This is a genomic window from Streptomyces sp. NPDC050147 (assembly GCF_040660195.1).
In the GTDB taxonomy this organism is placed as follows: Bacteria; Actinomycetota; Actinomycetes; order Streptomycetales; family Streptomycetaceae; genus Streptomyces.
On sequence record NZ_JBFALJ010000008.1, the window covers coordinates 253,596 to 279,610 of the forward strand.

Sequence of the window (26,015 nt, forward strand, 5' to 3'; positions counted from 1 at the left end):
CCGCGCCACCCGCCGGGAGACGGGCACGGGCGCGGGCCGACGACGTGCGCCCGCTGTCCGCGTCGCGCGATACGCGGCGCGCACAGCTCGAGGCTCACTCGGCCATGCCACGGAAACCGGCCGCACCACGCCGCGACTCCGTCCGCCCGACCGCGTAAGTCAGGTAGTCGAAGCCGAGGCGCGGATGTCGGACAGCGAGCGTCAGACGCCCGCGCCCAGCATCGCGTTGATGCGCTGCGGGTCACCGCAGACGATCAGCAGGGTTCCGGCCCTGGCGAGCGCCGTCGGCAGCGCGCCGACCGCGATCTCCTCGCTGCCGCCATTGATGGCGACGACGACCACGGGGCGGGACACGGCACGGTCCAGGGCGGCGGCGTCGGCGTAGAAGACGTCGTCACCCGCGTCGTGCTGAGCCCAGTAGGAGGCCTCGCCGAACGACAGCTCGTGCGTGGCCCACGGGTGCGGGTCGCCGGTGGTGATCACCAGCACCTCACCCGGAGCGCGGCCCGAGTCGAGCAGCAGGTCAACGGCTTCCTCGGCGGCGTCGAGCGCCCCCTCGACGGGAGCCGGGATCAGCTGGATCTGCGGAACCGAAGCACCGGCGTCCGTGGCGGCGCCCGTGGGGACACGGGCGGGAGCGGCAGACGATCCGGAAACGGCCGGGGCCGACGGCCCGGGCTTGGCGGCCGGCTCATGCGACGTGCGCTGCGCCGGCGGCGTCGGCCGGGCGGGGCCCGGTCGGCCAGGACGCGGCGCGGCCGCGGGACGCGGGCCGGGTACGGGACGGGGGGTCGGCGTGATGCGGCCACTGGCCGGGGTCACGCGGGGACCCTGGGCACTCTCGTGAATCTGAGGCTCCTCGGGACTGAGAGGCATGCGTTGTTATTTATCAAACGCCGGTGCGAGTGGCACCGGCGGGTGGCACTTGAGTGCGATGGAACTGCCGAAAGCGTCAGAAGTCGAAGCCGAGCTGGCCCTCGATTTCCGGAACGCTTCCATCCGCCCAGCTGCGGGCCTTCTTGAGGTGCCGCCACTGGGGCAGCGCATCAAGATACGCCCACGACATCCGGTGGTACGGGGTGGGCCCCCGCTCCGCCAGCGCGGCCTTGTGCACCGGCGACGGATAGCCGGCGTTGGCCGCAAAACCGAAGTCTGCATGTTCGATACCCAGTTCGGCCATCATTTTGTCGCGCCGAACCTTCGCGATCACCGACGCCGCGGCGACTGCCACACAGGACTGGTCGCCCTTGATCACCGTACGAACCTGCCAGGGAACCCCGAGATAGTCGTGCTTCCCGTCGAGGATCACCGCTTCAGGACGCACCGGAAGCGCCTCCAGGGCGCGCACCGCGGCGAGCCGCAGCGCGGCGGTCATCCCCATGTCGTCGATCTCCTCGGGCGAGGAGTGCCCCAGGGCATAGGCCGTGACCCAGCTCTCCAGCTCCCCGGCGAGCGTGGTGCGCCGCTTGGGAGTGATGAGCTTGGAATCGGTGAGCCCTTCGGGCGGCCTGCGCAGTCCCGTGATCGCCGCACATACGGTGACCGGGCCCGCCCACGCGCCGCGCCCGACTTCGTCGACTCCGGCAACGATCTTCGCTCCGGTGGTAGCGCGAAGGGAGCGCTCGACGGTGTGGGTGGGTGGTTCGTACGGCATGGCGCCTGACAGCGTACGCCGCCGCATGCCACCAGCGACACCCAGGTCTACCGACGAAGCAGCGGAACCATGACCTGATCGATCAGCTCGGCGAATTCCTCGTCTCCCCATTCGCTCCCGCACACCTTGGACCGATACATCATCATCGCCGGGATGACATCGCATACGAAAGAGTTCGTGGCCTCGGCGCGAACCTCTCCGCGCTCGACTCCGCGGCGTACGACCTCTCGGATCAGTTCCACGCTCGGCCCGATGACCCCGTCGAAGATCACGCCATGAAACCGCTCGGCCGTCACGGAGTCACACTCGTGAAGCACGGCACGGAGGGCGAACCCGGGCCGCGAGAACATCGCCTCACGCATCTGCCTGCACAGCTGGACGAGGTCTTCCCTGACCCCTCCGCAGTCCGGTGCGGAGTCGAGTTTCGGAAGCCCGGCCTGCAGCGCGTCCACGACGAGGTCCTCCTTGGAGGGCCAGCGGCGATAGACGGCGGCCTTGCCGGTCTGCGCGCCCGCGGCCACACCTTCCATGGTCAGCCCGGCCCAGCCGACGGTGCTGAGCTGTTCGAGCGTGGCCTCGAGGATCGCCCGCTCAAGGACGGGGCCCCGGCGGCGCAGGGAGGCCGTTTGAGCGGCAGCGGCGCTCCAGCGCGAAGTAACCATCGATATCTCTCCGTTGGAGTACGAGGCAGTGTCAGTGAACGGTTGCGTTCACTGATGGGGAGTCACTACCGTTGACGGGCCAGTGAACGGGGGCGTTCACTAACGCACTTGTGGGGGACCCATAGTGACAACCTCTCAGTTAGCTCAGAATCGGAAGCCCGGTGCCGCCCGCCGAGAAGGCCGGCCCGGTATCGCCCTGACCGTCATCGCGGCCTGCCAACTCATGGTGGTCCTCGACGCGACGATTGTGAACATCGCGCTCCCGCACATCCAGGACGCGCTCAAATTCTCCACCACGGACCTCACTTGGGTCGTCAGCGCGTACACCCTCACCTTCGGTGGCCTGCTGCTTCTCGGTGGCCGGGCCGGTGACATCCTCGGCCGACGACGGGTCTTCATGACCGGCATCCTGCTCTTCACCCTCGCCTCGCTCCTGGGTGGATTCGCGCAGGAGCCCTGGCAGTTGCTGGCGGCGCGCGCCCTGCAGGGCGTAGGTGGCGCGATCGCGTCGCCCACCTCCCTGGCCCTCATCACCACGACGTTCCCCGAAGGCCCTGAGCGGAACCGCGCGTTCGGCGTTTTCGCGGCCGTCTCCGCGGGCGGCGGCGCCATCGGCCTGCTGGCCGGCGGCATGCTCACGGAGTGGCTCGACTGGCGCTGGGTGCTGTTCGTGAACGTACCCATCGGCATCCTGATCGCCTTCCTCACCCCGCTCTACATCAGCGAGTCCGAGCGCCATCCGGGCCGTTTCGACATCGCGGGCGCCCTCACGTCGACCCTCGGCATGGCCTCCCTGGTCTACGGATTCATCCGGGCGTCCGAGGAAGGCTGGAGCGACAGCCTCACCATGGGGTCGTTCGGCGCGGCGGTCGTGCTGCTCCTCGCCTTCGCCCTGATCGAGAGCCGGGCGAAGGAACCGATCACTCCACTGAAGATGTTCGCCGACCGCAACCGCTCCGGCTCGTACGTGATCATGCTGAGCCTGGCCGCGGCGATGTTCGGCATGTTCTTCTTCATCGTGCTCTTCGTCCAGAACGTACTGGACTACACACCGATCGAGGCGGGCCTCGCCTTCCTGCCGGTCACGGTCGCGATCGTGGCGGGCGCGGGCATCTCCCAGCGGCTGCTCCCGGCCCTCGGCCCCAAGCCGTTCATGGTGACCGGCTCTGCGCTCGTCGCCCTCGGTCTCGGCTGGCAGACCCTCATCAGCCCGGACAGTTCGTACGTCGGCGGAGTGCTCGGACCGATGCTCCTGTTCGGCTTCGGTATGGGTCTGAACTTCGTGACCCTGACATTGACAGCTGTCTCCGGAGTGGCCCAACACGAGGCGGGCGCCGCCTCAGGGCTGCTCAACGCGACGCAGCAGGTGGGCGGTTCGCTCGGCCTGTCCATCCTGACCACGGTGTTCGGCACGGCGAGCCGGGACGAGGGCAAGGAACAGATGGCGGACTTCATGGCGAACGCTTCGCCGGAGCAGAAGGCCGCCTTCGCCAAGACGGGCGAGCTGCCGGCGCCCTGGGGGCACGAAGTACTGGCCGAGGGGATCTCGACGGCCTTCCTCCCGGCCGTCGCCATGGCCCTGCTCGCCCTGGTCATCGCGCTGGTGGTGGTCCGGGTGCGCAAGAGCGACATGGAGGCGTTGTCCGGCACGGCGAGCGCGGCGGGTCCAGCGGGAGGCTGACAGAGGCGCGGGGCGTGCACCACGGTGCGTACACACGGTGCTGCACGCGCACGTGCCGGGTCGTTCACGGCCGCGAGAGAGCGACCCGGCGCTCGCCGCCGGAGACGACCACAGCCACGCTCCGGCCGCCATGGACGACCGCCGCCACGCTCCCGCCGCCCAGGCGAGCTTGGCGCCTTGCCCAACCGCCACTCAGCGGTACGAGGCCCCCTGGCCGACACTTGTGCAGTCCGTCGAGGGATCAGCGGGCGGCCGGTCCTCAAGGATCTCCCTGGCCCGCGCCTCCCCCAGGCTGGTGGCGTACCAGGGGCCCCGTTCGGAGCCGAGGCCCGTCTCGATGCCCTCAAGGACGCAGGACCGCAGCGGCTCCGGCAGCCCGTCGAGGGCCGGAGCCGCATCGGCGGACAGCCCCCGCGCGTACTCCAGATCGAACTTCCCGGTGTCTTCGTAGCGCTGCACATTGCGCTCCGCGATGAGTCCGTCGGGCGAGAGGAGCCCGAAGGCCAGCACACCGGCCGCCGCGCTCGCGGCGACGGCGCGCGGCAACCAACGCGCGCCCCACACGCCGGCCGCCATGATCAGCACGATGATCAGGCCGAGCCAGAGCTCCACGGCCACGACCGACACCCTCAGCCTCGTCAGGCCGTACGCCTCGACGTACATGTCCATGCGCCGCACCGCCGACGCGACGACGATGAGCGTGAGGGCACAGAGCGTGCCGAGCACGGCCCGCACCAGACCTCGGTCGCGCGCTCCACCCCGCGGCGCCCACCGCAGGGCGAGGACGATGACGACCAGGGTGAGCAGCGTGGCGAGCAGCAGTTGCCAGAAGCCCTGGCGGGCATAGGCGGCGTACGAGAGGTCGGTTTTCTCGAGGACCGCGTCGTAGCCGCCGAAGAGCACGGCCAACTGCACGACGTTGAACGCCGCGAACAGCAGGTTCAGGACGATCAGCGGCAGCGCCCACTCGACGCTGCCCCTCTCCCGGCCAGGACCTACGACGAGCCGGTCCCACCGCACGGGCGCGGCGGCGGTGCGCGCGGCAGCGAGCGCCCCGACGACACCGACCGCGAAGAGCAGCAAGCGCCACGGCCCGTCGGCAACGGAGGCGTCGGGCATCAGATCGCCCAGCAGCCCCGCGAAGGCGGCGTCGGCGCCGGCGAACAGCGCGCCGAAGACCAGGAGCAGCACGGCGGTCACCGCGACCGCCCGCAGCACGGGACCGCTCCTGGACCCGCTCGCACGGCTCCGCACCCCGCGCCAGCCCCAGCCGAGGCCGGAGAGCGCCGCTTCGAAGAGGCCGGCCGGGCCGAGCAGCACGCCTGGCCAGGTACGGCAGCCGTGCAGCGCGAGCGAGCCGAGCCCGACGGCGCTGAGGATGGCGAGGAACGAGGGCCACCCCGCGTCACGCAGAGCGGGCACGGCAAGCAGGGCAAGGCCACCGATCGCCCAGGTCAGCGTCCATGGGCGTGGCCTGCGACCCGCTTGCTCAGCGGCGAAGTACGCGGCGAGCGCGGCGGGCACGGCGACGATCAGCAGGTTGATCGCGAGGCCGTCGCCGAGCAGCAGCATGCTCAGCAGGCCGGTCGCGAGCACCGCGCCGAGCGTGCCCGTGCGGACGGGCGCGGGCGGCTCGGCCCGCAGGTCGGCGAGCAACGGCTCGTGCTTGTACGCGCCCTGCGGGTACGCCCAGTCGGTGCGAGGCCCTGGGGCGCCCGCCACGGCCCGCGGCCGGGGCACGGCGTCCTGGGGCTCCTCAGGCGCCTCGCCCTGGCTGTCACGGTCCTTGACCGCTCGCGGGGTCCTCGGCGGCTCTGCTGCTCCCCTTGGCGGCTCTTCTGCCGATCCTCTTGCCGAACGCGCTGGTGGTTCTTCCACGTCTGATGGTTCAGGCGTGGACGGTGTATCGGACACGGGGTCCCCTCCCGGCCGGCCCGCACGTGCAGCAGACGGCACGCACGCGTGGCGGGGCCGCCGGGCGACCGGCATCTCGTCAAGGCGACACGAGTCATGATCAACTCGCGGCCTGCCGGAAAGAGTAGCCGCGTGGCCGACGGCGGCCCCCGCGTCGGCCACGCTGTGGCATGACCGTGACAGTCGCACCGGAACGGACAGTCACACCGAAGCCCCTGGAGGCCCTGGACTCAGCCCGCCGGGACCGGCACCCAGCCGGGCAAGGCCTCGGTCCGCTCCCGCCAGGCGTCGGAGGGTGCCCCGCCCTCGCCGGCAGCGACCACTCCGCCCACGATGGCGCAGGTCGTGTCCATGTCGCCGCCGACTTGGGCAGTGGACCAGATGGCCTGCTCGTAGGCGCCCAGGCCACGGGCTGCCGACCACAGCGCGAACGGCACCGTGTCATGCGCCGTCGTGCGGCGACCGCAGCCGAGGACCGCCGCGACCGTCGCCGCGTCTCCGTAGTCGAGCATGTCCCGCGCGCGACGGAGCCCCGCCCCCACGGCACTGCGGGGCACCAGGTCGATCACGCCGTCGAGCAGCGCCTTCGGTGCGGGCGGGCCTGCGGGGTCGGCCGCGAGCGCCGCGGCGGCGGCGACCGCCATGGCTCCCACGACCGCCTCACGGTGCTGGTGCGTGGGGTACGCGGAGATCTCCGCCTGGTGCGTCGCCTGCTCCGGATCGTCCGCGTACCAGGCGCCGAGCGGGGCGATCCGCATGGCCGCCCCGTTGCCCCAGGAGCCCTGCCCCTTGAACAGCGCGGAGGCCAGCTCCCGCCAGTCTCCGCCCTCCCGGACCTGCCTGAGCAGTCGGTTCACTGCCGGGCCGTAGCCGCGGTCGAAGTCGTGGTGTTCGGCGAAGGACAGGGCCAGGGCGTCCTGGTCGATCCGGTCGTGGCGGATCAGGACCGCGAGTACGGAACAGGCCATCTCGGTGTCGTCGGTCCACTGCCAGGGGCCTGGGGGCGCTTCACGGCGCTTCAGCAGGGGGTAGTTCGCGGGCACGAAGAACTGAGAGCCCAGCGCGTCCCCCACCGCCAGTCCGCGCAGGCTGGCCACAGCGCGGGCCAGGCGCCGGTCGGGAGAGGAGTCAGCGGTCATCGCTCTGCCACTCTATCCGGTGACGCCGTACGGCTCGGGTTCACGCCAGCGTTCGAACGGCCGGTCCAGTGTGTATTTGCCGTCATTGCCGAGCACCAGGGTCCGCATCTCGCCGTTCCCGGGGTTGGACAGCGACTCGAACTCCGCCACCGACCAGTGGAACCAGCGCATACAGAACAGCCGCATGGTCAGGCCGTGAGTGACAAGGAGGACGTTGGGCGGATGGTCCGGGGCCTCGAAGCTCCGGTAGAGGCTCTCCAGGAACGCACCCACCCTGTCGTACACGTCGGCCCCCGACTCGCCCTGGGCGAAGCGGTAGAAGAAGTGCCCGTACGCGTCGCGGTACGCCTTCTGCAGCTTGACGTCGTCCCTGTCCTGCCAGTTCCCCCAGTCCTGCTCCCGCAGCCGCGGCTCCTCGCGGATGCGCACAAGATCGGGATCGAGCCGCAGGGCCCGGAAGGTCTCGTGGGTGCGGCGGTAGGGCGAGACGTACACACTCACCCGCTCCCGGCCGACGGCCTCCCGTAGCTGCCGGCCCGTCTCGTCCGCCTGGCGCCAGCCCTTCTCGGTGAGCGCCAGCGCGTGATCTGGTTCGCGTTCGTACACGGTGTCGTCGGCGTTTCCGGCCGACTCGCCGTGCCGGACAAGGAAGATGCGCTGCGGACGTGCCATACGGAAACCCTAGATCGGCCCCTCTCCGGCGGCCCAACCGGTCGGCCGTTGGGGCGCCATCCGGCGTACGTGGCGACCGCCGATCGCACCTCGGCGTGCCAGGTCACCTCCCGCGGGACGTCACACCGTCCACGACGGCTCCAGTTCCACGATGTCACCGGCCAGCGCCGCGACATCGGCCTCCGTCTGGGCCCGCAGCGACAGGCGCTCCACGCGCTCCCTGCGGTACTTGCCGTGCTCGGCGGCCGAGAGCCACATCGACAGGACGAGGAACTCGTGCCCGGGCGCCTGGCCGAAGAGCCCGCGCACCATCCCCGGAGAGCCCGCCATCGCCGGGTTCCAGACCTTCTCCTGCATGAGCGCGAAGTGCTCCACCCGCGCCTCACGGACGCGGCAGTGCGCCACTCGCACCACGTCCGCGTCCGTGAAGCGCGGTTCGAAGCCCGTCTTCACGTCGAAACGGTGGTCGAAGAGCTTGATCTGGATGTCCTTGAAGGTGCCCGACTGCGTGGCGGCGAGCCGGTCATGGGAGCGCGCCATGAAGGAGTCGTAGAAGGCCCGGCTCTCCCAGAAGCCGAAGACGTGCGCCACGCCTGGCCGCTCCCGACTCCACCCCCCGCCCTGTCCCCGGAACCCCGGCTCCCCCAGAAGCCCCGCCCACTTCCGCTGTCCCCGCTCGAACCCCCGTCGGTCCACCACGGTGCAGCGAATCCACTTGACCAGCACCGCGCCATCGTACGGCGCGGAGCGTGGCCCGGGTCACGCTCCGGCGCAGTGCGCCCGGTTCACCTCGGCGCGATCATCGGTGTTCAGTTCAATACCGAACCCACGGTCGAGGACATCCCCCAATTCCTCGGCGCATACGTCACGTTCGTCCGATGTGCCGTCCGGCTGTGTCGCCGCGAGACGCTCGCCGACCAAGGCGCGCCGGGGGTGGGCCCGTGTCAGCCTCAACACCCGTACTGACCAGGAAACTTCAGTGATGTCAGTCATACGTCGTAGCGTGTCCGTAGGACATGCCGTCCGGACATGTCTGGTGCGGCAGCGTCAGCCGGGACGAAGAAGAGGGGGAGCTCCGTGAGCAGTGTCAGCAAGGGGATCAAGAAGGTCGAGGTGGGGCTCAAATGGGACCCGAGCCCTGTCGGTGCGCCTTCGCATGATCTCGACATCATCGCCGCGACCTACGCAGCGGACGCTCCGTACGACAGCCCGGTCTATCTGGTGCACTTCGACAGCCGCGCCCCCGACGGGACGATCACCCTCAACAGGGACAGCAAGACGGGCCAGGGCTTCGGCTTCGACGAGGTCATGACCCTGGAGCTCGACCGCCTCGCGGCCAGGTACGCGCGCGTGGTGGTCGGTGTGGCCATACAGCCTCACGAGGAACCGAAGGCGTTCGGCGACATCCCGAACACCTCGGTGCGCATCCGGGAGGGGTACACCGACCTGGCGCAGAGCGACCTCTCCGCGGTCTCCGGGTACACGGCCGCGACCATCGCCGAGTTCAACCGGGACGAGTCAGGCGCATGGTCCTTCCGCGAGATGATCCGCGGTTTCGACGCCGACCCGACGTCCTTCGCCGCGGTGATGGGCACCGAGATCTGAGCACGACGCCCCGGGCGGGAAACGCCAAGGGCGGTGATGCCGATTCCTCGGCACCACCGCCCTGGACGATCAGGCTTCACTCCCGGCCGGCACGGGGAGGGAACTCCCCCTCCCGGCTAGCACGGGGAGGGGAGCTCCGGCCGGTGCCGGGTCAGCTACAACCGCTGGTCGAGCCGCAGCCCTCGCAGATGTAGCAGGAGCCGGCCCGCTGCATCTTCGTCCCGCAGGAGAAGCACAGCGGCGCGTCGGCCTGGATGCCCAGCTGCATCTCGACGAGCTCGGCGCTGGTGTGCGCCTGCTGCGGAGCGGGCTTCTCGGCCTCGGCCTTCGGCGCGGCGACGGCCTTCAGTGCCTCGGGCTGCCGCGGGGCGGACTGAGCGAGGCCCTCGACGTCGACGTCCGAGTCGTCCATGGACGGCTCGTACGAACCCGTCTCCAGGTGACGCTGACGCTCCTCGGCCGAGTGGATGCCGAGCGCGGAGCGGGTCTCGAAGGGCAGGAAGTCCAGCGCCAGGCGGCGGAAGATGTAGTCGACGATCGACTGCGCCATCCGCACGTCCGGGTCGTCCGTCATGCCGGCCGGCTCGAAGCGCATGTTCGTGAACTTCGAGACGTACGTCTCCAGCGGAACGCCGTACTGCAGGCCCACGGAGACGGCGATCGAGAAGGCGTCCATCATGCCCGCGAGGGTCGAACCCTGCTTGGACATCTTCAGGAAGACCTCACCGAGACCGTCGTCCGGGTAGGAGTTGGCGGTCATGTAGCCCTCGGCGCCACCCACGGTGAAGGAGGTGGTGATCCCCGGGCGGCCCTTGGGAAGGCGCTTGCGGACGGGGCGGTACTCGACCACCTTCTCGACCGCGGCACGGATCGTGCCCTCGGCCTTCTCGGTGACCTCGGCCTTCTCCTTCTCCTTCTTCTTGGCGGAGAGGGGCTGGCCGACCTTGCAGTTGTCGCGGTAGATGGCGAGCGCCTTGACGCCCATCTTCCACGCCTCGTAGTAGACCTCTTCGACGTCCTCGACCGTGGCCGTCTCCGGCAGGTTGACCGTCTTGGAGAGCGCGCCGGAGATCCACGGCTGGATGGCCGCCATCATGCGGACGTGGCCCATCGCGGAGATGGAACGCTCGCCCATCGCGCAGTCGAAGACCTCGTAGTGCTCGGTCTTCAGGCCGGGGGCGTCGATCACATTGCCGTGGTCGGCGATGTGGGCGACGATCGCCTCGATCTGCTCCTCCTGGTAACCCAGGCGACGCAGGGCCTGCGGCACGGTGCCGTTGACGATCTGCATCGAGCCGCCACCGACGAGCTTCTTGAACTTGACCAGGGCGAGGTCGGGCTCAAGGCCGGTGGTGTCGCAGGACATCGCGAGACCGATGGTGCCGGTCGGGGCGATGACGGACGCCTGGGAGTTACGGAAACCGTTCTTCTCGCCGAGGCGGATGACGTCCTGCCAGGCCTCCGTGGCGGCGGCCCAGATCGGCGTGTCCAGGTCGTCGACGCGGGGAGCCGTGGCGTTGGCGTCGGCGTGCTGCTTCATGACGCGCTTGTGCGGCGTCGCGTTCTTGGCGTAGCCGTCGTAAGGACCGACGACCGCGGCGAGCTCGGCGGAACGCTTGTACGACGTACCCGTCATCAGCGAGGTGATGGCGCCGGCCAGGGAGCGGCCGCCGTCGGAGTCGTACGCGTGACCGGTGGCCATCAGCAGGGCGCCGAGGTTGGCGTAGCCGATGCCCAGCTGGCGGAAGGCGCGGGTGTTCTCGCCGATCTTCTGCGTCGGGAAGTCCGCGAAGCAGATCGAGATGTCCATCGCGGTGATGACCAGCTCGACGACCTTCGAGAAACGCTCGGCGTCGAAGGACTGCGTGCCCAGGCCGTCGTCCTTGAGGAACTTCATCAGGTTCAGCGAGGCGAGGTTGCAGGACGTGTTGTCCAGGTGCATGTACTCGCTGCACGGGTTCGAGCCGTTGATCCGGCCGGACTCCGGGCAGGTGTGCCAGGCGTTGATCGTGTCGTCGTACTGGATGCCGGGGTCGGCGCAGGCCCAGGCGGCCTCGGCCATCTTGCGGAAGAGCGACTTGGCGTCGACCTCCTCGATGACGTCACCCGTCATGCGGGACGTCAGGCCGAACTTGCCGCCCTCCTCGACCGCCTTCATGAACGTGTCGTTCACGCGGACCGAGTTGTTGGCGTTCTGGTACTGGACGGACGTGATGTCGTCGCCGCCCAGGTCCATGTCGAAGCCCGCGTCACGCAGGGCGCGGATCTTCTCCTCTTCCTTCACCTTGGTCTCGATGAAGCCCTCGATGTCGGGGTGGTCGACGTCGAGGATGACCATCTTGGCCGCGCGGCGCGTGGCGCCACCCGACTTGATCGTTCCTGCGGACGCGTCGGCACCGCGCATGAAGGAGACCGGTCCCGAGGCGTTGCCGCCGGAGGACAGCAGTTCCTTCGAGGAACGGATGCGGGAGAGGTTCAGGCCGGCGCCGGAGCCGCCCTTGAAGATCATCCCCTCTTCCTTGTACCAGTCGAGGATCGAGTCCATGGAGTCGTCGACGGCCAGGATGAAGCAGGCCGAGACCTGCTGCGGCTGGGGCGTGCCGACGTTGAACCAGACCGGCGAGTTGAAGCTGAAGATCTGGTGCAGGAGGGCGTACGCCAGCTCGTGCTCGAAGATCTCGGCGTCGGCGGGCGAGGCGAAGTAGTTGTAGTCCTCGCCGGCCTTCCGGTACGTCTTCACGATGCGGTCGATCAGCTGCTTGAGGCCGGTCTCGCGCTGCGGGGTGCCAACGGCCCCGCGGAAGTACTTGCTGGTGACGATGTTGACCGCGTTCACCGACCAGAAGTCGGGGAACTCGACGCCACGCTGCTCGAAGTTGACCGAGCCGTCGCGCCAGTTGGTCATGACGACGTCTCGGCGCTCCCAGACCACCTCGTCGTACGGATGCACGCCGGGCGTCGTATGGATGCGCTCGATACGCAGACCCTTGCTGGCCTTGGATCCCTTGGCTCGGGAACCTCGTGCCGGGCCGCTCGTCGTCTCGGTCATGCCGCCTCCCTGTATCAGGCTAAAACGCCCTGAAGTGCCACGATGTTCCCCGTGACACGGTGTTGTCTGGTGCCGCGAAAGCCGCGAAGGCTTCCGCAACAGGTCTGTGTGTGCCGCCGTCGGCCGTTCAGCCGGTCAGTCGGCGGCAGTGGCGGGCACCGGGACTTCGGCAGTCCCTCCGGGCCCGCATTTCTTCGCGCCGCTCTCGCCGCCGGCGCCCTGCGGCTCTTCGTCGAGCCGCTTTTCCCGCTGGTCCCTCAGCTCCCCGACGGCAGCCTCGAAGTCGTCGAGCGAGTCGAACGCCCGATAGACGGACGCGAAACGCAGGTAGGCCACGAGGTCCAGCTCCTGCAGCGGACCGAGTATGGCCAGACCCACGTCATGGGTGGTCAGTTCGGCACTCCCGGTGGCCCGCACCGCCTCTTCGACCCGCTGGCCGAGCTGGGCGAGGGCGTCCTCGGTCACCGGCCGCCCCTGGCACGCTTTGCGTACGCCGTTGATCACCTTCGTACGGCTGAACGGTTCGGTCACTCCGCTGCGCTTGACCACCATCAGCGAACACGTCTCCACGGTCGTGAAACGACGGGAGCAATCGGGACACTGACGGCGCCTGCGGATCGACGTGCCGTCGTCGGTGGTGCGACTGTCGACGACGCGACTGTCGGGGTGCCTGCAGAAGGGGCAGTGCATGGAACTCCCAACCCTCCTTCACGACACGACTCATAGGCCTCAACAGGCCCTTGGGGCCCTCGAAGCAGCCCCAAGCATAGGCGATGCCCACGGTCTGAAAAGACCGGGGACCACAACTTCTGGGCCGTGGCTGCAATCCAACCACTAGATCTGGGGTTCGGCCGCAAATCCGGCCCCATCGCGTGTCGCGTGCCCGCAGCCGTTGGGAAGAGTACGAGCCCGCCTCGCGCACCGCACGAGAAGGGGGCGGTGCCGGGTTGACCGGGTGCCGAGTGGCAGTATGGGAGCCCCACTGAGGGGGCCGCGACCCTGGCGGTGAAGCGTACCGTAATCAACCGAAATGCCAGTCGGTTCGAACGTTAGCCATACACCCAGACGCATGATCACGGCAGGCATTCTGCGATTTTTCACTCGAACGTGTGTTTGGCGCAACCTTTCGAAAGCAACTACCGTTGGCTAACTAGGGAGAACATCTCGAGAGGGGCCGACCGACGTGACCACCACCGCAGACAGTGCCACCATCACTGCTCAGGACCGCCAGAGCCGACTCGAGCCGGTGCATGCCATGAATGACGCAGTCACGAACCCGGAGGGCGCCAAGCCCACCCGCTCCCTACCGGGACGACCTCCCGGCATCCGCGCCGACAGCTCGGGGCTCACGGACCGGCAGCGCCGTGTCATCGAGGTCATCAGGGACTCGGTGCAGCGGCGGGGCTACCCGCCGTCGATGCGGGAGATCGGGCAGGCGGTGGGCCTCTCCAGCACGTCGTCGGTGGCTCACCAGCTGATGGCCCTGGAGCGCAAGGGCTTCCTCCGCCGCGACCCGCACCGCCCGCGCGCGTACGAGGTGCGTGGCTCGGACCAGCCGAGCAGCCAGCCCACGGACACGGCAGGCAAGCCCGCCGCTTCGTACGTGCCGCTGGTCGGCCGCATCGCGGCCGGTGGCCCCATCCTCGCCGAGGAGTCGGTGGAGGACGTCTTCCCGCTCCCCCGGCAGCTCGTCGGCGACGGTGAGCTGTTCGTCCTGAAGGTCGTCGGCGACTCGATGATCGAGGCCGCCATCTGTGACGGGGACTGGGTGACGGTGCGCCGCCAGCCGGTCGCGGAGAACGGCGACATCGTGGCCGCCATGCTCGACGGCGAAGCGACGGTGAAGCGGTTCAAGCGCGAGGACGGACACGTGTGGCTGCTGCCCCATAACTCCGCGTACCAGCCCATCCCTGGTGACGAGGCGACGATCCTCGGCAAGGTGGTGGCGGTGCTGCGGCGCGTGTGAACCTCCGCCCCTGACCGGGCCCCGGAACCAACTGCGCCGGTTCCGGGGCCCTGCTGCGTCCGCGGACGTCTCAGCAGGGGCCCGGAGTCCGCATCGTTCAGGCCCCGGCAGCCTCAACGGCTTCGGCGGCCTCGTCTTCGTCGGCCGTCCGAGGATTGGCCTTGGGATCAGGCTGGGGGTTGGGCCTGGGGTCCGCCTTGGCTGCCGCGTCGATCGCGGCCAAGGAGCGGCGGGCCTGATTGCGGTCCGTCGTGTACCAGAAATCAGGGAGCGAAGCCCTCAGATAGCTGCCGTAGCGCGCGGTGGCGAGCCGGGGGTCCAGGACGGCCACCACTCCGCGGTCCGCGGAGGCCCGCACAAGACGGCCCGCGCCCTGCGCCATCAGGAGCGCCGCGTGCGTCGCGGCGATGGCCATGAAGCCGTTGCCCCCGCCGTCGTCCACCGCCTTCTGGCGAGCGCTCATCAGCGGGTCGTCGGGGCGCGGGAAGGGGATCTTGTCCATGACCACCAGCTGACAGCTGGCACCCGGCACGTCGACGCCCTGCCACAGGGAAAGCGTCCCGAACAGGCAGGTCCGTGTGTCCGCCGCGAAGTTCTTGATCAGCTCGCCCAGCGTCTCCTCGCCCTGCAGCAGGATAGGCATGTCGAGGCGGCCCCGAAGCTCCTCGGCGGCGTTCTGAGCGGCGCGCATGGAGGAGAACAGGCCGAGCGTACGGCCGCCTGCCGCCTCGATCAGTTCGGCCAGCTCGTCGATCATGTCGCTGCGCGTGCCTTCGCGGCCCGGCCGGGCCAGGTGCTGGGCGACGTACAGAATTCCTTGCTTGCGGTAGTCGAAGGGTGAGCCCACGTCGAGGCCCTTCCAGGCCGGGGCGTCCTCGGACTCGACGCCCTCGGGGGCGAGCCCCAGGGATGCGCCCACGCCGTTGAAGTCGCCGCCCAGCTTGAGAGTGGCGGACGTGAGAACGACGGAGCGGTCGCTGAAAAGCTTCTCGCGGAGCAGGCCCGACACGGACATGGGTGCCACTCGCAGCGAGGCTCCGAAGCGGTCGTGCCGTTCGTACCAGACGACGTCCCACTCGGAGCCGTTCGTGATGCGCTCCGCCACCGCGTGGATCGACTCGACGGACGCGAGCGCCTGCTTGCGTACGGCGTCCTCGTCCTGCACCGACTTGTCGCGGGTGGAGCCGAGTGCCGAGATGACCGCGCGGGCGGCGTCACGCAGGGACATCAGCGCGTACCCGAGGTCCTCCGGGACCTCCTCCAGGCGGCCGGGGAGGGCCAGCTCCATCACCCGTTCGAAGCCCTCGGACGCGGTCTGGAGCTGATCGGCCACCTTTTCGTTGACGAGCTTCGCGGATCGGCGCACGGCGCGGTTGACCTGGCCCGGGGTGAGCTCACCCGTGGCGACACCGGTCACTCGGGAGACCAGCTCGTGGGCCTCGTCCACGATCAGCACTTCGTGCTGGGGAAGGACGGGGGCACCCTCGATGGCGTCGATCGCGAGGAGCGCGTGGTTGGTGACGACCACGTCGGCGAGCTTGGCCCGCTCCCGCGCCGCCTCGGCGAAGCATTCCGCTCCGTACGCGCACTTCGACGCGCCCAGGCACTCTCTGGAGGAGACCGAGACCTGGGACCAGGCACGGTCGGAGACTCCGGGAGTCAGGTCGTCCCGGTCGCCGGTCTCGGTCTCGTCCGCCCAGTCGCGCATCCGCAGCAGGTCCTGGCCGAGCCTGCTGGTGGGGGCGGCGGCCTCGAACTGGTCGAAGAGGCCCGGACCCTCCTCCTCTTCCTGCGGCACTCCTTCGTGGAGGCGGTGCAGGCACAGGTAGTTCGAGCGCCCCTTGAGCATGGCGAACTGGGGTCGGCGGCGCAGCAGCGGATGCAAGGCGTCCACCGTCCGCGGCAGATCACGCTCCACGAGCTGGCGCTGCAGCGCGAGGGTGGCCGTCGCGACCACCACGCGCTCACCGTGCGCGAGCGCCGGCACCAGGTAGCCGAGGGACTTGCCCGTGCCGGTGCCGGCCTGGATCAGCAGGTGGGAACCGTCGTCGATCGCCTCGGCGACGGTCTCGGCCATCGTCACCTGGCCAGGGCGCTCTGTGCCGCCGACGGCGGTGACAGCGGCGTGCAGGAGCTCGGGAAGGGAGGGCTTTGTCATAGCGCGACCACCCTACGGGTCTCCACTGACATTCCCTCGATCAAGGCTGATGCAGGGGGTTCGGGACGCTCCCGTGCACGGCGGCGTGTGGCCGTTCGGGGCGGTCCCGGTACCCGTCGAGGTGGAGCCGGTTGCGGTTCAGGCACAACCGCTCGATGCGCGGGGTGAGCAGGTCGAACATCTCGTACCGCTCCTTGAGCTGGGGGGCTCGCCCCTGATGGCGGAGGATCTCGGCGCGGACGAGAGACCAGAAGGTGTTTTCCGGGATGCCCAGCTGCTCCTGGCAGAGCGGGGCGAGATAGCGGAAGACACCCACGAAGAGCCCTGAATGGATGAACTGCGTGAGGAAGTCGGGGCGCTCGGTGAGCAGTACGTCACGGACGTCGTCCGGCATCGACGCGTGCTCGGGAAGGGCCTCGGCGCTGACGTTGATGTCGTCGACGAAGTCCTTCACCGCGAGCCGGACGGGTACGTCCCTGTCGTCGAAGACGACGATGGCGTTCTCTCCGTGAGGGGAGAACACCGTGCCGTACCGGTAGAGGAACTGCAGCAGCGGAGGCAGCAGGGCGCCGAAGAGCCGGCGCAGCCAGACCTCGGGTGCGAGGCCGGAGCGCTCGACCAGCTCGGCGACGAAGGCCTTGCCGTGCGGATCGGTGTGCAGCAAGCACGCGAGCGTGCGGGCGCGCTCGTCGGGAGCGAGGTACCGGTTGACGGGTTCGCGCCAGATCGCACCGAGTAGTTCCTTGTACTGGTAGGGGACCTCGGGAAGGCCGTCGTACAACGGGTGCTCGACGGTCACCGAGGCGACCTCGCCGAGCAGGATCACCCGGCATTCGTCGCGCAGGAAGGGGTCGGCGTCGCGCAGGGCGTGCATCCACGCGGTGACGGCCGGGGCGGCGAGGGTGCGCTCGGTCGGGAGTCCTCGCCACACCAGGGTGTTGAGTACCGACAGCGGCAGCTTGACGGTGTGCCGGTCAGGGCGGGACAGATTCAGGAACGTACGAATGGACTGCTGGGGCAGCCGCTGATCGCCGTCGGTGGGGAGGGGCACGATCGCCCCCTCGGCGACGGAAGGGGCGAAGAGGGGCAGCACGACGTCGTCCCACTGCCACGGATGTACCGGCAGGTAGAGATAGGCGTGCGGGTCGAGACCGCGTGCCCTGAGTATGTCTGCGAAGGACTCCCTTGTGGCGGTGGCGAGTTCGCGGGTGTAGAGCTTCTCCGCCACATCGACGCCGGCGACGCCTCGGTAGGCGGCGAGGTCGGTGCGGACCGCGATCCACGGGAGCTGGGCGGTGCGGCGGGCCTCGGGCGCCCAGCGGGCGGCGTCACTGGCGGAGAAGCCGATGCGGCCCTTGTTCAGGACGAGCCAGGGGTGGCCGGTCTGATGCCCTTCGAGTTCGGCGTAGCCGAGGTCGGCGAGCTGCGCCGCGGTGAGGGCCGTGTGATCGAGCCGGGCGTCGGCGGTGAGCGTGACGGTCAGCTCGCGGATGAGGTGGCCGAGGGTGGCACCGTCGATGCCCAGGGTGCGGCGGGCCCGGGTGAGGAAGCGGAGGGGGTCGCTGAAGGGGGACGGCGCTCCCTCGCCCTCGGCCAGGGCGAGGCTGGCCGGGTCGACGTGCCAACTGCCGTACGAGCCGCGGCGGGCTCGGAAGAGAAGACGGGGTGCGGTCAGGCGCGAGGCTTCGGTGTGCTCGCCTGCGGCGCTGCCGCCGCCGTCGTGATGAGCGTCGTGGTGATCGCCGTGGCCGCCGTCGTCACCGTCGAGCCGGAGGGTGTAGCCGGCCATGTCGCACGGAGCGGCGGAGGCCGGGTCGTCAGGTCCGGCGGGGGCGGGCTCGCCTGGTCCGGTCGGGACCGGCGCGATGATCTCCTCGTAGGCGAACTCACCGACCATTTTGGCGAGGAGGCGGCGTCCGGCATTCGCCCACCGGTCCGCGGTCAGTTCGGGCGGGTCGTAGAGAGCGGACGGCTCTCGGGGTGTCGGGGGGACGGACGGATTCGGCACGGGGACTCCTCAGGGAGGCAACCGGATCAGGTCGAGCGGTGTACTGGAAGTGAGCGGTGAGCGGTCAGAGCACTGCGCGCAGGGCCCGGTCACGGACCATGAGCGCCGCGCGCTTGTCGGGGAGATCCACCTCGGCGGCAAAGCGGAAGCCGGCGCTCAGGAATGCCGAGACGGAAGGGGTGTTGCGCAAATCGGGTTCTGCGATGACGCGTGCGCAGGAGGCGCGGTGGTCGAGCACGAGGTCGGCGACGGCCCTCAGAAGAGAGGTGCCGAGTCCTCGGCCTCGGTCGGCGACACCGCCGATGAGGAGGTGAAGACCGGTGTCGTGCGGGCGGGCGGGATAGTGCCTGGCCAGGGCGTCGAGGTCCGCACGGTAGACCTCCCAGTAACTCATCGGCGTGCCGTCCAGGACACCGAGGCAGGGGACGCTGCGTCCGTCACCGCCGATCTGGTCGCGCAGATGCGCCTCCGTGACGGCATCGGGGCCGGCCAGCTCCCAGAACGCCGCCACGGCGGGGTCGTTCATCCACCGGCTGATGAGGGGGAGGTCGCGTTCGATACGCACCGGGACGAGCTGGAAGACACCGGCTGAGGTGGTCGCGGGGCCCCAGTCGATGACGTTGTCGAGCAGGTCGTCGGCTGACGAGGCGGATGCCGGGGCGACCGGGGCACGGACCGCCGTGCGCGCGTCGGTTCCGATGTGCCCGGCGTACGCACCCGGCGCTTCCGTCGCGCCGCTCACACCGAACAGCGCGCTGAGTTCGTCCGGAAGGCGCAGGTCCAGGGTGTCCTGGACGTCTGCCCTGTCGGCGGCACAGGACTCGGTGGCGGGTTCTTGGGCGACGGGCTCGGTCCCGGCGTCGGTGCTCGCATCGGGGGGAGGCGGAGGCACGGCGTCGCTCCTCTCAGAAGAGGGTGGTCATGTCCCTCAGGAATGGAGGGGGTTGGCGATGGAGACGTAGACGGATTGGGTGTCGACCGGGCCCACCAGCTCGTCGAGACCACGGAGGCGGGTCAGCAGGTTGGCCTTGCACCGCAGCACGGGTGAGTCGAGCAGCAGGGTGGGCAAGGGCGTACGCAGCGAGGCCGGGCCTGAGGCGATGTCGCCGAGGAAGCGGCGGAACGCCGCGAGCAACAGCCGCTCGTCTGCCAGGCGTTGGGCGCCCAGGGCGCCGATGAGGCCGAGGACGTTGTTGATGCCGAGGTAGTAGGCGAAGCGCTCGTCCGCCACCTCGTCGGACACGAAGGTGTCGCTGTGCTCGCCGATGCCGGGGAGCCTTTGGTCGAGTTCGGCGCGGCGGGACTCGCGGAAGTAATAGCCCTGGTTGTCGCGGTAGCGGCCACCCACGGGCCAGCCGTCGGAGTCGAGCAGCAGGAGGGTGTTCTGCTGGTGGGCCTCCAGGGCGACGCCTGCCTCGCTGTCCAGCCAGAGCACGGGGCGTACGACGTGTTGCAGGTAGCGCAGGAACCACTCCGTGGCAACAGCTCCCCGGGGGCGGCCCGTCCGTCCGGCGAGGCGCGTGACGATCTCGCCGAGCCGGGAGCGCATCGAGGGGCGGTCATGTCCCGTGGAGTGCGGTGACGGCCTGGGCGAGACGAGTCCCGCGACGCAGGTGGCGTCGTCGCCCGGACCGAAGGGGTTGTGCCGGATCATCACGTCGAGCCCGGTCACGGGCGCGCCGTCGGGGCCGGTCACGGCGAGCCAGGCCGGGTCGCGGATCACGTCGAACCCCGGGTGCGCCGCCTGCCACTGCTCGGCGAGGCCACTGCGCAGCAGGCGGTGGACCTCGACGCCTCGGTGGAGTTCCTTGCGGAGATTCTCTCGACGGGAGTTGGTGATGCGCAGGCCGAGCGAGAGCTTCAGCATGGCCGGGGCACCCGAGCGGTAGAGGGTGCGCACGGAGGAGGTCGGGTACCACGGTGCGCCGTGGGGGCCGAGGTCCTGGAGGAGGCCGGCTTCCAGGAGAGCGGCGGTCGTGGGGCGGTGCCTGAGCTCACGCATCTGCCACGGGTGCAGGGGCAGGGCGGCGTGGCCTTGCGGCAGCGGCAGGTCCGGGCCTGCGAGGCGGGCGGTGAGCCGCTCGGCCGGGAGGGTGCGGCCACGCTCGGTCCAGGCCGAGTCCGCGGCGAGCACGGAGGGGTCGACGGCGAGCCAGTGCAGGGCGAAGGCGCCGCGCAACTCCGGTGAGTAGAGCCGGGATTCGGTCTCGGAGAGCCCTTCTCGGCTCTTCGGGGTGGGGTGCAGGGGGTGGCCGAGGAGCAGGGACTGTTCGGCGGCGAGGAAGAGGTCGGGCTCGTCGCCGGGGTTGTTCCGGCGGTCGGCGATGAAGGTGGCGGTGCGCCGCACCGAGTCGGCGACACGACCGACGAGATCCCCTCCTTCGACGTGCTCGCCGGGGCTACCGGGGTTGTCGTCGCTGCCGGAATTGTCGTCACTGCCGGAGTCAGTGCCGCCGGGCTCACTGCCCGGGTCGAGGGCTCCGCCCTGTTGGCCGGTCTCACGGCCCAGCAGGGCGGCGACGGTGACGGCGTCGGCCGGGGGCGCGCTCTGGGGGCCGTCCTCCAGATAGGGGAGGCCGAAGCGGTGCCAGCCGGTGGCCGACCAGTAGTACACGGGGACGAGGAGGGCGGTGCCGCTGGCCTCGAGCGGGATACGCAGGTCGCCGTGTTCGGGGGCGGGGAAGTCGTTCTCGCGTACCCAGCAGCGCAGGAGGTTCTCGATGGCCGCCACTTGCGCGGCGGTGTGTGGATCGGGGTGCTCCAGGAGGTCGGCGGTCGCGCCTCGCAGTTGCTCGGTCTGCCGGCCTCCCTGCTGCCTGGGGACCGTACCGGGCTCCGCCACCAGCGAGGATTGCGTGCCGCACACGCCTGGCACGTGGGGGTGGGGTGGACCGTCGGATGCGGGGGTGGCGTTCAAGAGAGCTTCCTTGTGAAGTCGTTCGGGCTCCGGGGCGACGGGCTGGAGCTGTGCTGATGTCTCTTGGCCGTCCGCGGGGCGGCCCGGGTCCGGCATGGCTATCCGTGGTGCGGACGCGCCGCCGCGGAGATCGCGTCGGAGAGGCGGTCGAGGATCGCGGCCGCCTGCTCGTCCGTGATGGTGAGGGGAGGAAGGAGGCGTACGACGCTGGAGTGCCGTCCGCCCAGCTCTACGATGAGGCCGCGGCGAAGGCATTCGCGTTGCACCGCCGCGGCGAGTTCGGGCGCGGGGGGAAGCGGTCGTGGGGCGCGGGTCAAAGCTCCGCCCGGGGTGCCTGCGCTACGCGCGGCGACCGGGTCCACTGGGCTGGAAGCCTCCGGGATCGCTCCCCCGGACGCGACCGGGATCACGTCCCCGGATGCTGCCGGGGCCGCTCCGGGCGGAGCCGCCGGGTCCACGAGTTCGACACCGATCATCAGGCCTCTGCCCCGTACCTCGCCGATACAGGGGTGGTCGGTGGCGAGCGACCGCAACTGGGCGAGCATGCGGGTGCCCAGGACTCCCGCGCGTTCCGCGAGGCGGTTCTCACGGACGTACGCGAGGGTGGCCGCGCCCGCCGCCATGGCGAGCTGGTTGCCGCGGAAGGTGCCCGCGTGGGCCCCGGGCTGCCAGACGTCGAGGTCGTCGCGGTAGATCACGACGGCCAGCGGCAGGCTGCCGCCGATGGCCTTGGACAGCACCATCACGTCCGGGACCACACCGCTGTGCTCGACGGCCCAGAAGGTGCCGGTGCGCCCTACGCCGGTCTGGACTTCGTCCGCGATGAGCGGAATGGCGCGTGCGGCGGTGATCTCGCGCATCCGGCGCAGCCAGCCGTCGGGGGCGGGGATCACACCGCCCTCGCCCTGCACCGGTTCGAGGATCATCCCGGCCGGACGGGGCACGCCCGACTTGGTGTCGTCGAGGAGGTTCTCGGTCCAGCGGGCCGCGAGTTCGGCGCCGTCCGCACCGCCGATGCCGAACGGACAGCGGTAGTCCTGCGGGTAGGGCAGGCGCGCGACGCGTACGTCCGGTGCGCCGCCGGATACCGAGAGCGCCCCTGCCGTCATCCCGTGATAGGCGCCGGTGAACGCGAGCATGCCCTCGCGCCCGGTCGCCGTCCGCACGAGTTTCAGCGCGGCCTCCACCGCGTCCGTGCCGGCGGGTCCGCAGAACTGGATCCGCGCCCGGTCGGCGAGTTCGCGGGGCAGCGTGTGGAACAGCTCGGTGGTGAAGGCGTCCTTGACCGGCGTGGCCAGGTCGAGGACGTGGAGCGGTGCCCCCGAGTCGAGGACCTTTCTGATCGCCTCGAGCACGACCGGATGGTTGTGCCCGAGGGCCAGGGTCCCCGCGCCCGAGAGACAGTCGAGGTAGCGCTGCCCGTCGGCGCCCTCGATCGTCAGGCCGCGTGCGCGCACCGGCACGATCGGCAGGGCGCGCGCATAGGTGCGCGCGGCCGACTCGCGCGCCGCCTGGCGTCGCAGGATCCCCTCGTGTGCTGCGGAGTGCCCCACGGAAGCGGAGTGCCCCGCGGAAACCGCCGCGGGCGCCGGCTCGGTCACGGCCACGACTGTTGGTCCTCCCGCTGGGAATGGGCGCTCCCCACTCGATCTGGGCGAGCGCGCCTACGAGTTGGCAGGGGAGATGAACGCAGACCGCCAGTCCCCCGTACGTACCAACGACGGGGACTGCGGGGGAACACGGGCAATCGGAAGATCCTTGCCGTGACGGAACCGTTGCCGTTCCGTCGGCTGTCCCCTACGGCACCGGCATAGTGTGGGGTGCCGTTCATCCGCGGCAGAGGGCGCTGCGCCCCGTGAGCACGGTGCTCGACGCCCGTGCCGCAGCACGCGGGTGTCCGGCATGTGAACGATCTCGAAGCCAGGGGGAATCTCTCTATGCGACCCATACGCCCGCTCAATATCGCTCGTCGTGGCAAGAGCGCGCGCGGCAGAACCTCCCCTGTGGCGGCCGCTGTCGCCATCGGCGCGGCGCTCGTCCTGACCGCGACGGCCTGTGGTCCGAGCGAGGACAACGCGGGCGACGATCCGGCCGCCTCCCAGCCCGCCGGCGACGGAAACGACGACGGCAAGGTGCAGATCCCCGACGACATCCAGGACCGGCTCAAGGAGCACGGCATCGACCTGGACAAGTGGCGGGACGGGGCCTGGAAGAACTGGGACAAGGACGACTGGCTCCGCGAGGCCGGCGACTACGTCAACCCGATCATCGAAGGTCTGTGGGACTCGGACCGTATGCGGGACGCGGACAAGAACCCCGACCGCGGTGTCGACGACAACGACATCTCCGGCGACCAGGGCGTGACCGACCCGACGCCCGAGCCGGTGGAAGCGGCGGCCCTCAAGACGCCGTACGACGCCAGCGCTCCTGCCTCGGGCAAGCTGTTCTTCGACGGCCCCGAGGGCTCGATGGTCTGCTCGGCCACCGTCGTCGAGGACCCGGCGCACCCGGGCAAGTCCAACATGGTGTGGACCGCCGGCCACTGCGTGCACGCCGGCGCCAAGGGCGGCTGGTACCGCAACATCGCCTTCGTGCCCTCGTACAACAACAGCGGCAAGTCGGCCGCCGAACTGCAGAACGCCCCCAAGGAAGAGGTGGCTCCGCACGGCGTCTGGTGGGGTGACTGGGCACAGACCTCCGACCAGTGGATCGAGAAGGGCGGCCCGACGGGCGGCACGGGCGCGCCGTACGACTACGCGGTCATCCACGTGACGCCGGAGAAGGGCAGCGAGGGCCAGTCGCTCGAGGAGCAGGTCGGTTCGGCGCTCCCGGTGGACTTCAACGCCCCGCCCGTGGCGCAGATCGCCGACATGACGGCGACCGGCTACCCGGCGGCTTCGCCGTTCGACGGCCAGAAGGCGTTCCAGTGCGCCGACAAGCCGGGCCGGCTCTCGATCAGCAAGCCCGACCCGACGATGTACCGCATCGGCTGCACGATGACCGGCGGTTCGTCCGGCGGCGGCTGGGTGGCCAAGGGATCGGACGGCAAGCCCGCCCTGGTGTCCAACACCTCCATCGGCCCGGTGACGGCCGGCTGGCTGGCAGGTCCGCGGCTCGGCAAGGAGGCCAAGGGCATCTACGGCGCGGTGAGCGAGAAGTTCGCGACCAAGTAGTGGCCGCTTGAGGTACGACGGCGGGGTCGCCGCAAACCTTCACGACCCCGCCGTCATTCGTCCTCAATCGCACAGGCATAGTGAGGTGTTGCGTCGGCGGGGTGCTCCCGGAGCACCCGCGCCCACACATGACAAGTACATGGCAATTGCAGCAATCACGCGTTCAATTCGGGGGTTACCACAGCATGCGTTCCTCTCGTGCGCCCTTCGCGCGCAGTCGCGGGCGACGTCTCGCACTCGCCGCCACCGGGCTCGCCGCGACTCTGGCGCTCACCGCCACGGCCTGCGGTTCCAGCGACAACAAGGCTGGCGACAAGGCTGGTTCCGGCACCTCGCAGGGCGCCGACAAGGGTTCCGACACCGACACGGGCTCCGATGCCAAGCTGCCCGGCGACATCGCCGACAAGCTGAAGGACCACGGCATCGACCCGGACAAGTGGAAGGACGGGGCCTGGAAGAACTGGGACAAGGACGACTGGCTGCGCGAGTCCAAGGACTTCGTCAACCCGGTCATCGAGGGCCTCTGGAAGCCCGAGCGGATGAAGAAGGCCAAGGACCCGAACAAGACGATCGCCGCGAAGGACGCACCCTCGGACCAGGGCGCGACCGACCCCGAGCCGTCGCCGGTCCAGGCCAAGCGCGAGAAGACGCCGTACCACCAGAACGCCGCCCCGGTCGGCAAGATCTTCTTCGACGCACCCGAGGGCTCGATGGTCTGCTCCGGCACGGTCGTGAAGGACCCGCGGAACCCGGGCAAGTCCAACCTCGTGTGGACCGCGGGCCACTGCGTGCACGCCGGTTCCGCCGGTGGCTGGTACCGCAACATCACCTTCGTGCCGGCCTACAACGACCTCGGCAAGTCCGAGGCCGAGCTGAGCAACGCGGCCCCGCAGGAAGTCGCCCCCTACGGCCAGTACTGGGCCGACTGGGTCTCGACCTCCGCCGAGTGGATCGACCAGGGCGCCACTTCGGGTGGTGCCGGCGCGCCGTACGACTACGCCGTGATGCACGTGAAGCCGGAGCAGGGCTCCAAGTCCCTGGAGGAGACGGTCGGCAACGCACTCGCGGTCGACTTCTCGGTTCCGTCGGCGCAGAGCGTGAGCTCGATGGGCGCCTGGGGCTACCCCGCCGCTCCCCCGTACAACGGCCAGATCATGCACAAGTGCATCGACAAGCCGGGTCGCCTCTCGCTGGCCTCCACCCAGCCGACGATGTACCGCATCGGCTGCACCATGACCGGTGGTTCGTCCGGTGGCGGCTGGTTCCGCACGGTGGGCGGCAAGACGCAGCTGGTCTCGAACACCTCGATCGGCCCGGCCGAGAACACCTGGCTGGCCGGACCGCAGCTCGGCAAGGGCGCCGAGCAGGTCTACGACATGATGAGCGAGAAGTACGGCTCCAAGTAGCCAGTAGGCAG

Annotated in this window: 20 protein-coding genes; 5 read left to right on the forward strand and 15 right to left on the reverse strand. The window is 69.9% G+C overall.

The features are described 5' to 3' along the window. Nucleotides 1-201: 201 nt before the first annotated feature. The 3 genes from AB0I94_RS15635 to AB0I94_RS15645 all read right to left on the reverse strand — a co-directional run bounded on the left by AB0I94_RS15635 (nt 202) and on the right by AB0I94_RS15645 (nt 2,316). Nucleotides 202-876, reverse strand: a complete 675-nt coding sequence (locus AB0I94_RS15635; RefSeq protein ID WP_363310098.1) for a hypothetical protein — start codon at nt 874-876, stop codon at nt 202-204. Between the two features lie 76 nt (nt 877-952). Then, the gene (locus AB0I94_RS15640; RefSeq protein ID WP_363310099.1) at nt 953-1,654 is read right to left on the reverse strand and encodes a ribonuclease HII; all 702 of its coding nucleotides are present in this window, start codon (nt 1,652-1,654) and stop codon (nt 953-955) included. Nucleotides 1,655-1,701: 47 nt separating this feature from the next. Then, nucleotides 1,702-2,316 carry a TetR/AcrR family transcriptional regulator gene (locus AB0I94_RS15645; RefSeq protein WP_363310100.1) on the reverse strand — a complete coding sequence of 205 codons (615 nt, stop codon included), beginning with the start codon at nt 2,314-2,316 and terminating at the stop codon, nt 1,702-1,704. A gap of 124 nt (nt 2,317-2,440) precedes the next feature. Between AB0I94_RS15645 and AB0I94_RS15650 the strand changes: the two genes are divergently transcribed. Then, on the forward strand, nt 2,441-3,997 hold the full coding sequence (locus AB0I94_RS15650; RefSeq protein WP_363310101.1) for an MFS transporter: 1,557 nt from the start codon (nt 2,441-2,443) through the stop codon (nt 3,995-3,997). Between the two features lie 192 nt (nt 3,998-4,189). On the opposite strand, the gene AB0I94_RS15655 is transcribed toward AB0I94_RS15650, so the two are convergent. The 5 genes from AB0I94_RS15655 to AB0I94_RS15675 form a co-directional block, all read right to left on the reverse strand. Continuing rightward, nucleotides 4,190-5,653: a DUF4173 domain-containing protein gene (locus tag AB0I94_RS15655; protein ID WP_363310148.1), complete on the reverse strand. Its 1,464-nt coding sequence runs from the start codon at nt 5,651-5,653 to the stop codon at nt 4,190-4,192. Nucleotides 5,654-6,141: 488 nt separating this feature from the next. Further along, nucleotides 6,142-7,050 carry an ADP-ribosylglycohydrolase family protein gene (locus tag AB0I94_RS15660; RefSeq protein ID WP_363310102.1) on the reverse strand — a complete coding sequence of 303 codons (909 nt, stop codon included), beginning with the start codon at nt 7,048-7,050 and terminating at the stop codon, nt 6,142-6,144. 12 nt (nt 7,051-7,062) lie between these two features. Next, nucleotides 7,063-7,722 carry a histidine phosphatase family protein gene (locus AB0I94_RS15665; RefSeq protein ID WP_363310103.1) on the reverse strand — a complete coding sequence of 220 codons (660 nt, stop codon included), beginning with the start codon at nt 7,720-7,722 and terminating at the stop codon, nt 7,063-7,065. Nucleotides 7,723-7,842: 120 nt separating this feature from the next. Beyond that, on the reverse strand, nt 7,843-8,448 hold the full coding sequence (locus tag AB0I94_RS15670; protein WP_363310104.1) for a YdbC family protein: 606 nt from the start codon (nt 8,446-8,448) through the stop codon (nt 7,843-7,845). 33 nt (nt 8,449-8,481) lie between these two features. Continuing rightward, the gene (locus AB0I94_RS15675; protein WP_363310105.1) at nt 8,482-8,715 is read right to left on the reverse strand and encodes a hypothetical protein; all 234 of its coding nucleotides are present in this window, start codon (nt 8,713-8,715) and stop codon (nt 8,482-8,484) included. A gap of 84 nt (nt 8,716-8,799) precedes the next feature. Between AB0I94_RS15675 and AB0I94_RS15680 the strand changes: the two genes are divergently transcribed. Further along, nucleotides 8,800-9,327, forward strand: a complete 528-nt coding sequence (locus AB0I94_RS15680) for a TerD family protein (protein WP_363310106.1) — start codon at nt 8,800-8,802, stop codon at nt 9,325-9,327. Nucleotides 9,328-9,478: 151 nt separating this feature from the next. On the opposite strand, the gene AB0I94_RS15685 is transcribed toward AB0I94_RS15680, so the two are convergent. Beyond that, nucleotides 9,479-12,376 (reverse strand): vitamin B12-dependent ribonucleotide reductase, encoded by a 2,898-nt coding sequence (locus AB0I94_RS15685; protein ID WP_363310107.1) that lies wholly within the window; start codon nt 12,374-12,376, stop codon nt 9,479-9,481. A gap of 135 nt (nt 12,377-12,511) precedes the next feature. Continuing rightward, on the reverse strand, nt 12,512-13,066 hold the full coding sequence (nrdR, locus tag AB0I94_RS15690; protein WP_363310108.1) for a transcriptional regulator NrdR: 555 nt from the start codon (nt 13,064-13,066) through the stop codon (nt 12,512-12,514). A gap of 493 nt (nt 13,067-13,559) precedes the next feature. On the opposite strand from nrdR, the gene lexA reads away from it, so the two are divergent. After that, nucleotides 13,560-14,342, forward strand: a complete 783-nt coding sequence (lexA, locus tag AB0I94_RS15695) for a transcriptional repressor LexA (RefSeq protein ID WP_363310109.1) — start codon at nt 13,560-13,562, stop codon at nt 14,340-14,342. Between the two features lie 97 nt (nt 14,343-14,439). On the opposite strand, the gene AB0I94_RS15700 is transcribed toward lexA, so the two are convergent. The 5 genes from AB0I94_RS15700 to AB0I94_RS15720 form a co-directional block, all read right to left on the reverse strand. Further along, a complete protein-coding gene (locus AB0I94_RS15700; protein WP_363310110.1) occupies nt 14,440-16,500 on the reverse strand; it encodes an ATP-dependent DNA helicase in 2,061 nt (686 codons plus the stop codon). 40 nt (nt 16,501-16,540) lie between these two features. After that, nucleotides 16,541-18,508: an IucA/IucC family siderophore biosynthesis protein gene (locus tag AB0I94_RS15705; protein WP_363310111.1), complete on the reverse strand. Its 1,968-nt coding sequence runs from the start codon at nt 18,506-18,508 to the stop codon at nt 16,541-16,543. A 64-nt stretch (nt 18,509-18,572) separates the two neighbouring features. Continuing rightward, nucleotides 18,573-19,400 (reverse strand): GNAT family N-acetyltransferase, encoded by an 828-nt coding sequence (locus AB0I94_RS15710; protein ID WP_363310112.1) that lies wholly within the window; start codon nt 19,398-19,400, stop codon nt 18,573-18,575. A gap of 36 nt (nt 19,401-19,436) precedes the next feature. Beyond that, nucleotides 19,437-21,296: an IucA/IucC family protein gene (locus tag AB0I94_RS15715; protein ID WP_363310149.1), complete on the reverse strand. Its 1,860-nt coding sequence runs from the start codon at nt 21,294-21,296 to the stop codon at nt 19,437-19,439. Nucleotides 21,297-21,523: 227 nt separating this feature from the next. Continuing rightward, nucleotides 21,524-22,978 (reverse strand): diaminobutyrate--2-oxoglutarate transaminase family protein, encoded by a 1,455-nt coding sequence (locus AB0I94_RS15720; protein ID WP_363310150.1) that lies wholly within the window; start codon nt 22,976-22,978, stop codon nt 21,524-21,526. A gap of 384 nt (nt 22,979-23,362) precedes the next feature. Here AB0I94_RS15720 and AB0I94_RS15725 point away from each other — a divergent pair, with 384 nt between their 5' ends. Together AB0I94_RS15725 and AB0I94_RS15730 are read left to right on the forward strand one after the other, a co-directional pair. Continuing rightward, nucleotides 23,363-24,598, forward strand: a complete 1,236-nt coding sequence (locus tag AB0I94_RS15725) for a hypothetical protein (protein ID WP_363310113.1) — start codon at nt 23,363-23,365, stop codon at nt 24,596-24,598. 185 nt (nt 24,599-24,783) lie between these two features. Beyond that, nucleotides 24,784-26,004: a hypothetical protein gene (locus AB0I94_RS15730; protein ID WP_363310114.1), complete on the forward strand. Its 1,221-nt coding sequence runs from the start codon at nt 24,784-24,786 to the stop codon at nt 26,002-26,004. Nucleotides 26,005-26,015: the final 11 nt, after the last annotated feature.

Coding starts and splice junctions, on each gene's coding strand:
- AB0I94_RS15665 (WP_363310103.1), bottom strand. CDS start 7,722: ATGGCACGTCCGCAGCGCATCTTCCTTGTCCGGCACGGCGAGTCGGCC.
- AB0I94_RS15660 (WP_363310102.1), bottom strand. CDS start 7,050: ATGACCGCTGACTCCTCTCCCGACCGGCGCCTGGCCCGCGCTGTGGCC.
- AB0I94_RS15640 (WP_363310099.1), bottom strand. CDS start 1,654: ATGCCGTACGAACCACCCACCCACACCGTCGAGCGCTCCCTTCGCGCT.
- AB0I94_RS15730 (WP_363310114.1), top strand. CDS start 24,784: ATGCGTTCCTCTCGTGCGCCCTTCGCGCGCAGTCGCGGGCGACGTCTC.
- AB0I94_RS15700 (WP_363310110.1), bottom strand. CDS start 16,500: ATGACAAAGCCCTCCCTTCCCGAGCTCCTGCACGCCGCTGTCACCGCC.
- AB0I94_RS15645 (WP_363310100.1), bottom strand. CDS start 2,316: ATGGTTACTTCGCGCTGGAGCGCCGCTGCCGCTCAAACGGCCTCCCTG.
- AB0I94_RS15685 (WP_363310107.1), bottom strand. CDS start 12,376: ATGACCGAGACGACGAGCGGCCCGGCACGAGGTTCCCGAGCCAAGGGA.
- AB0I94_RS15725 (WP_363310113.1), top strand. CDS start 23,363: ATGCGACCCATACGCCCGCTCAATATCGCTCGTCGTGGCAAGAGCGCG.
- AB0I94_RS15635 (WP_363310098.1), bottom strand. CDS start 876: ATGCCTCTCAGTCCCGAGGAGCCTCAGATTCACGAGAGTGCCCAGGGT.
- AB0I94_RS15675 (WP_363310105.1), bottom strand. CDS start 8,715: ATGACTGACATCACTGAAGTTTCCTGGTCAGTACGGGTGTTGAGGCTG.
- nrdR (WP_363310108.1), bottom strand. CDS start 13,066: ATGCACTGCCCCTTCTGCAGGCACCCCGACAGTCGCGTCGTCGACAGT.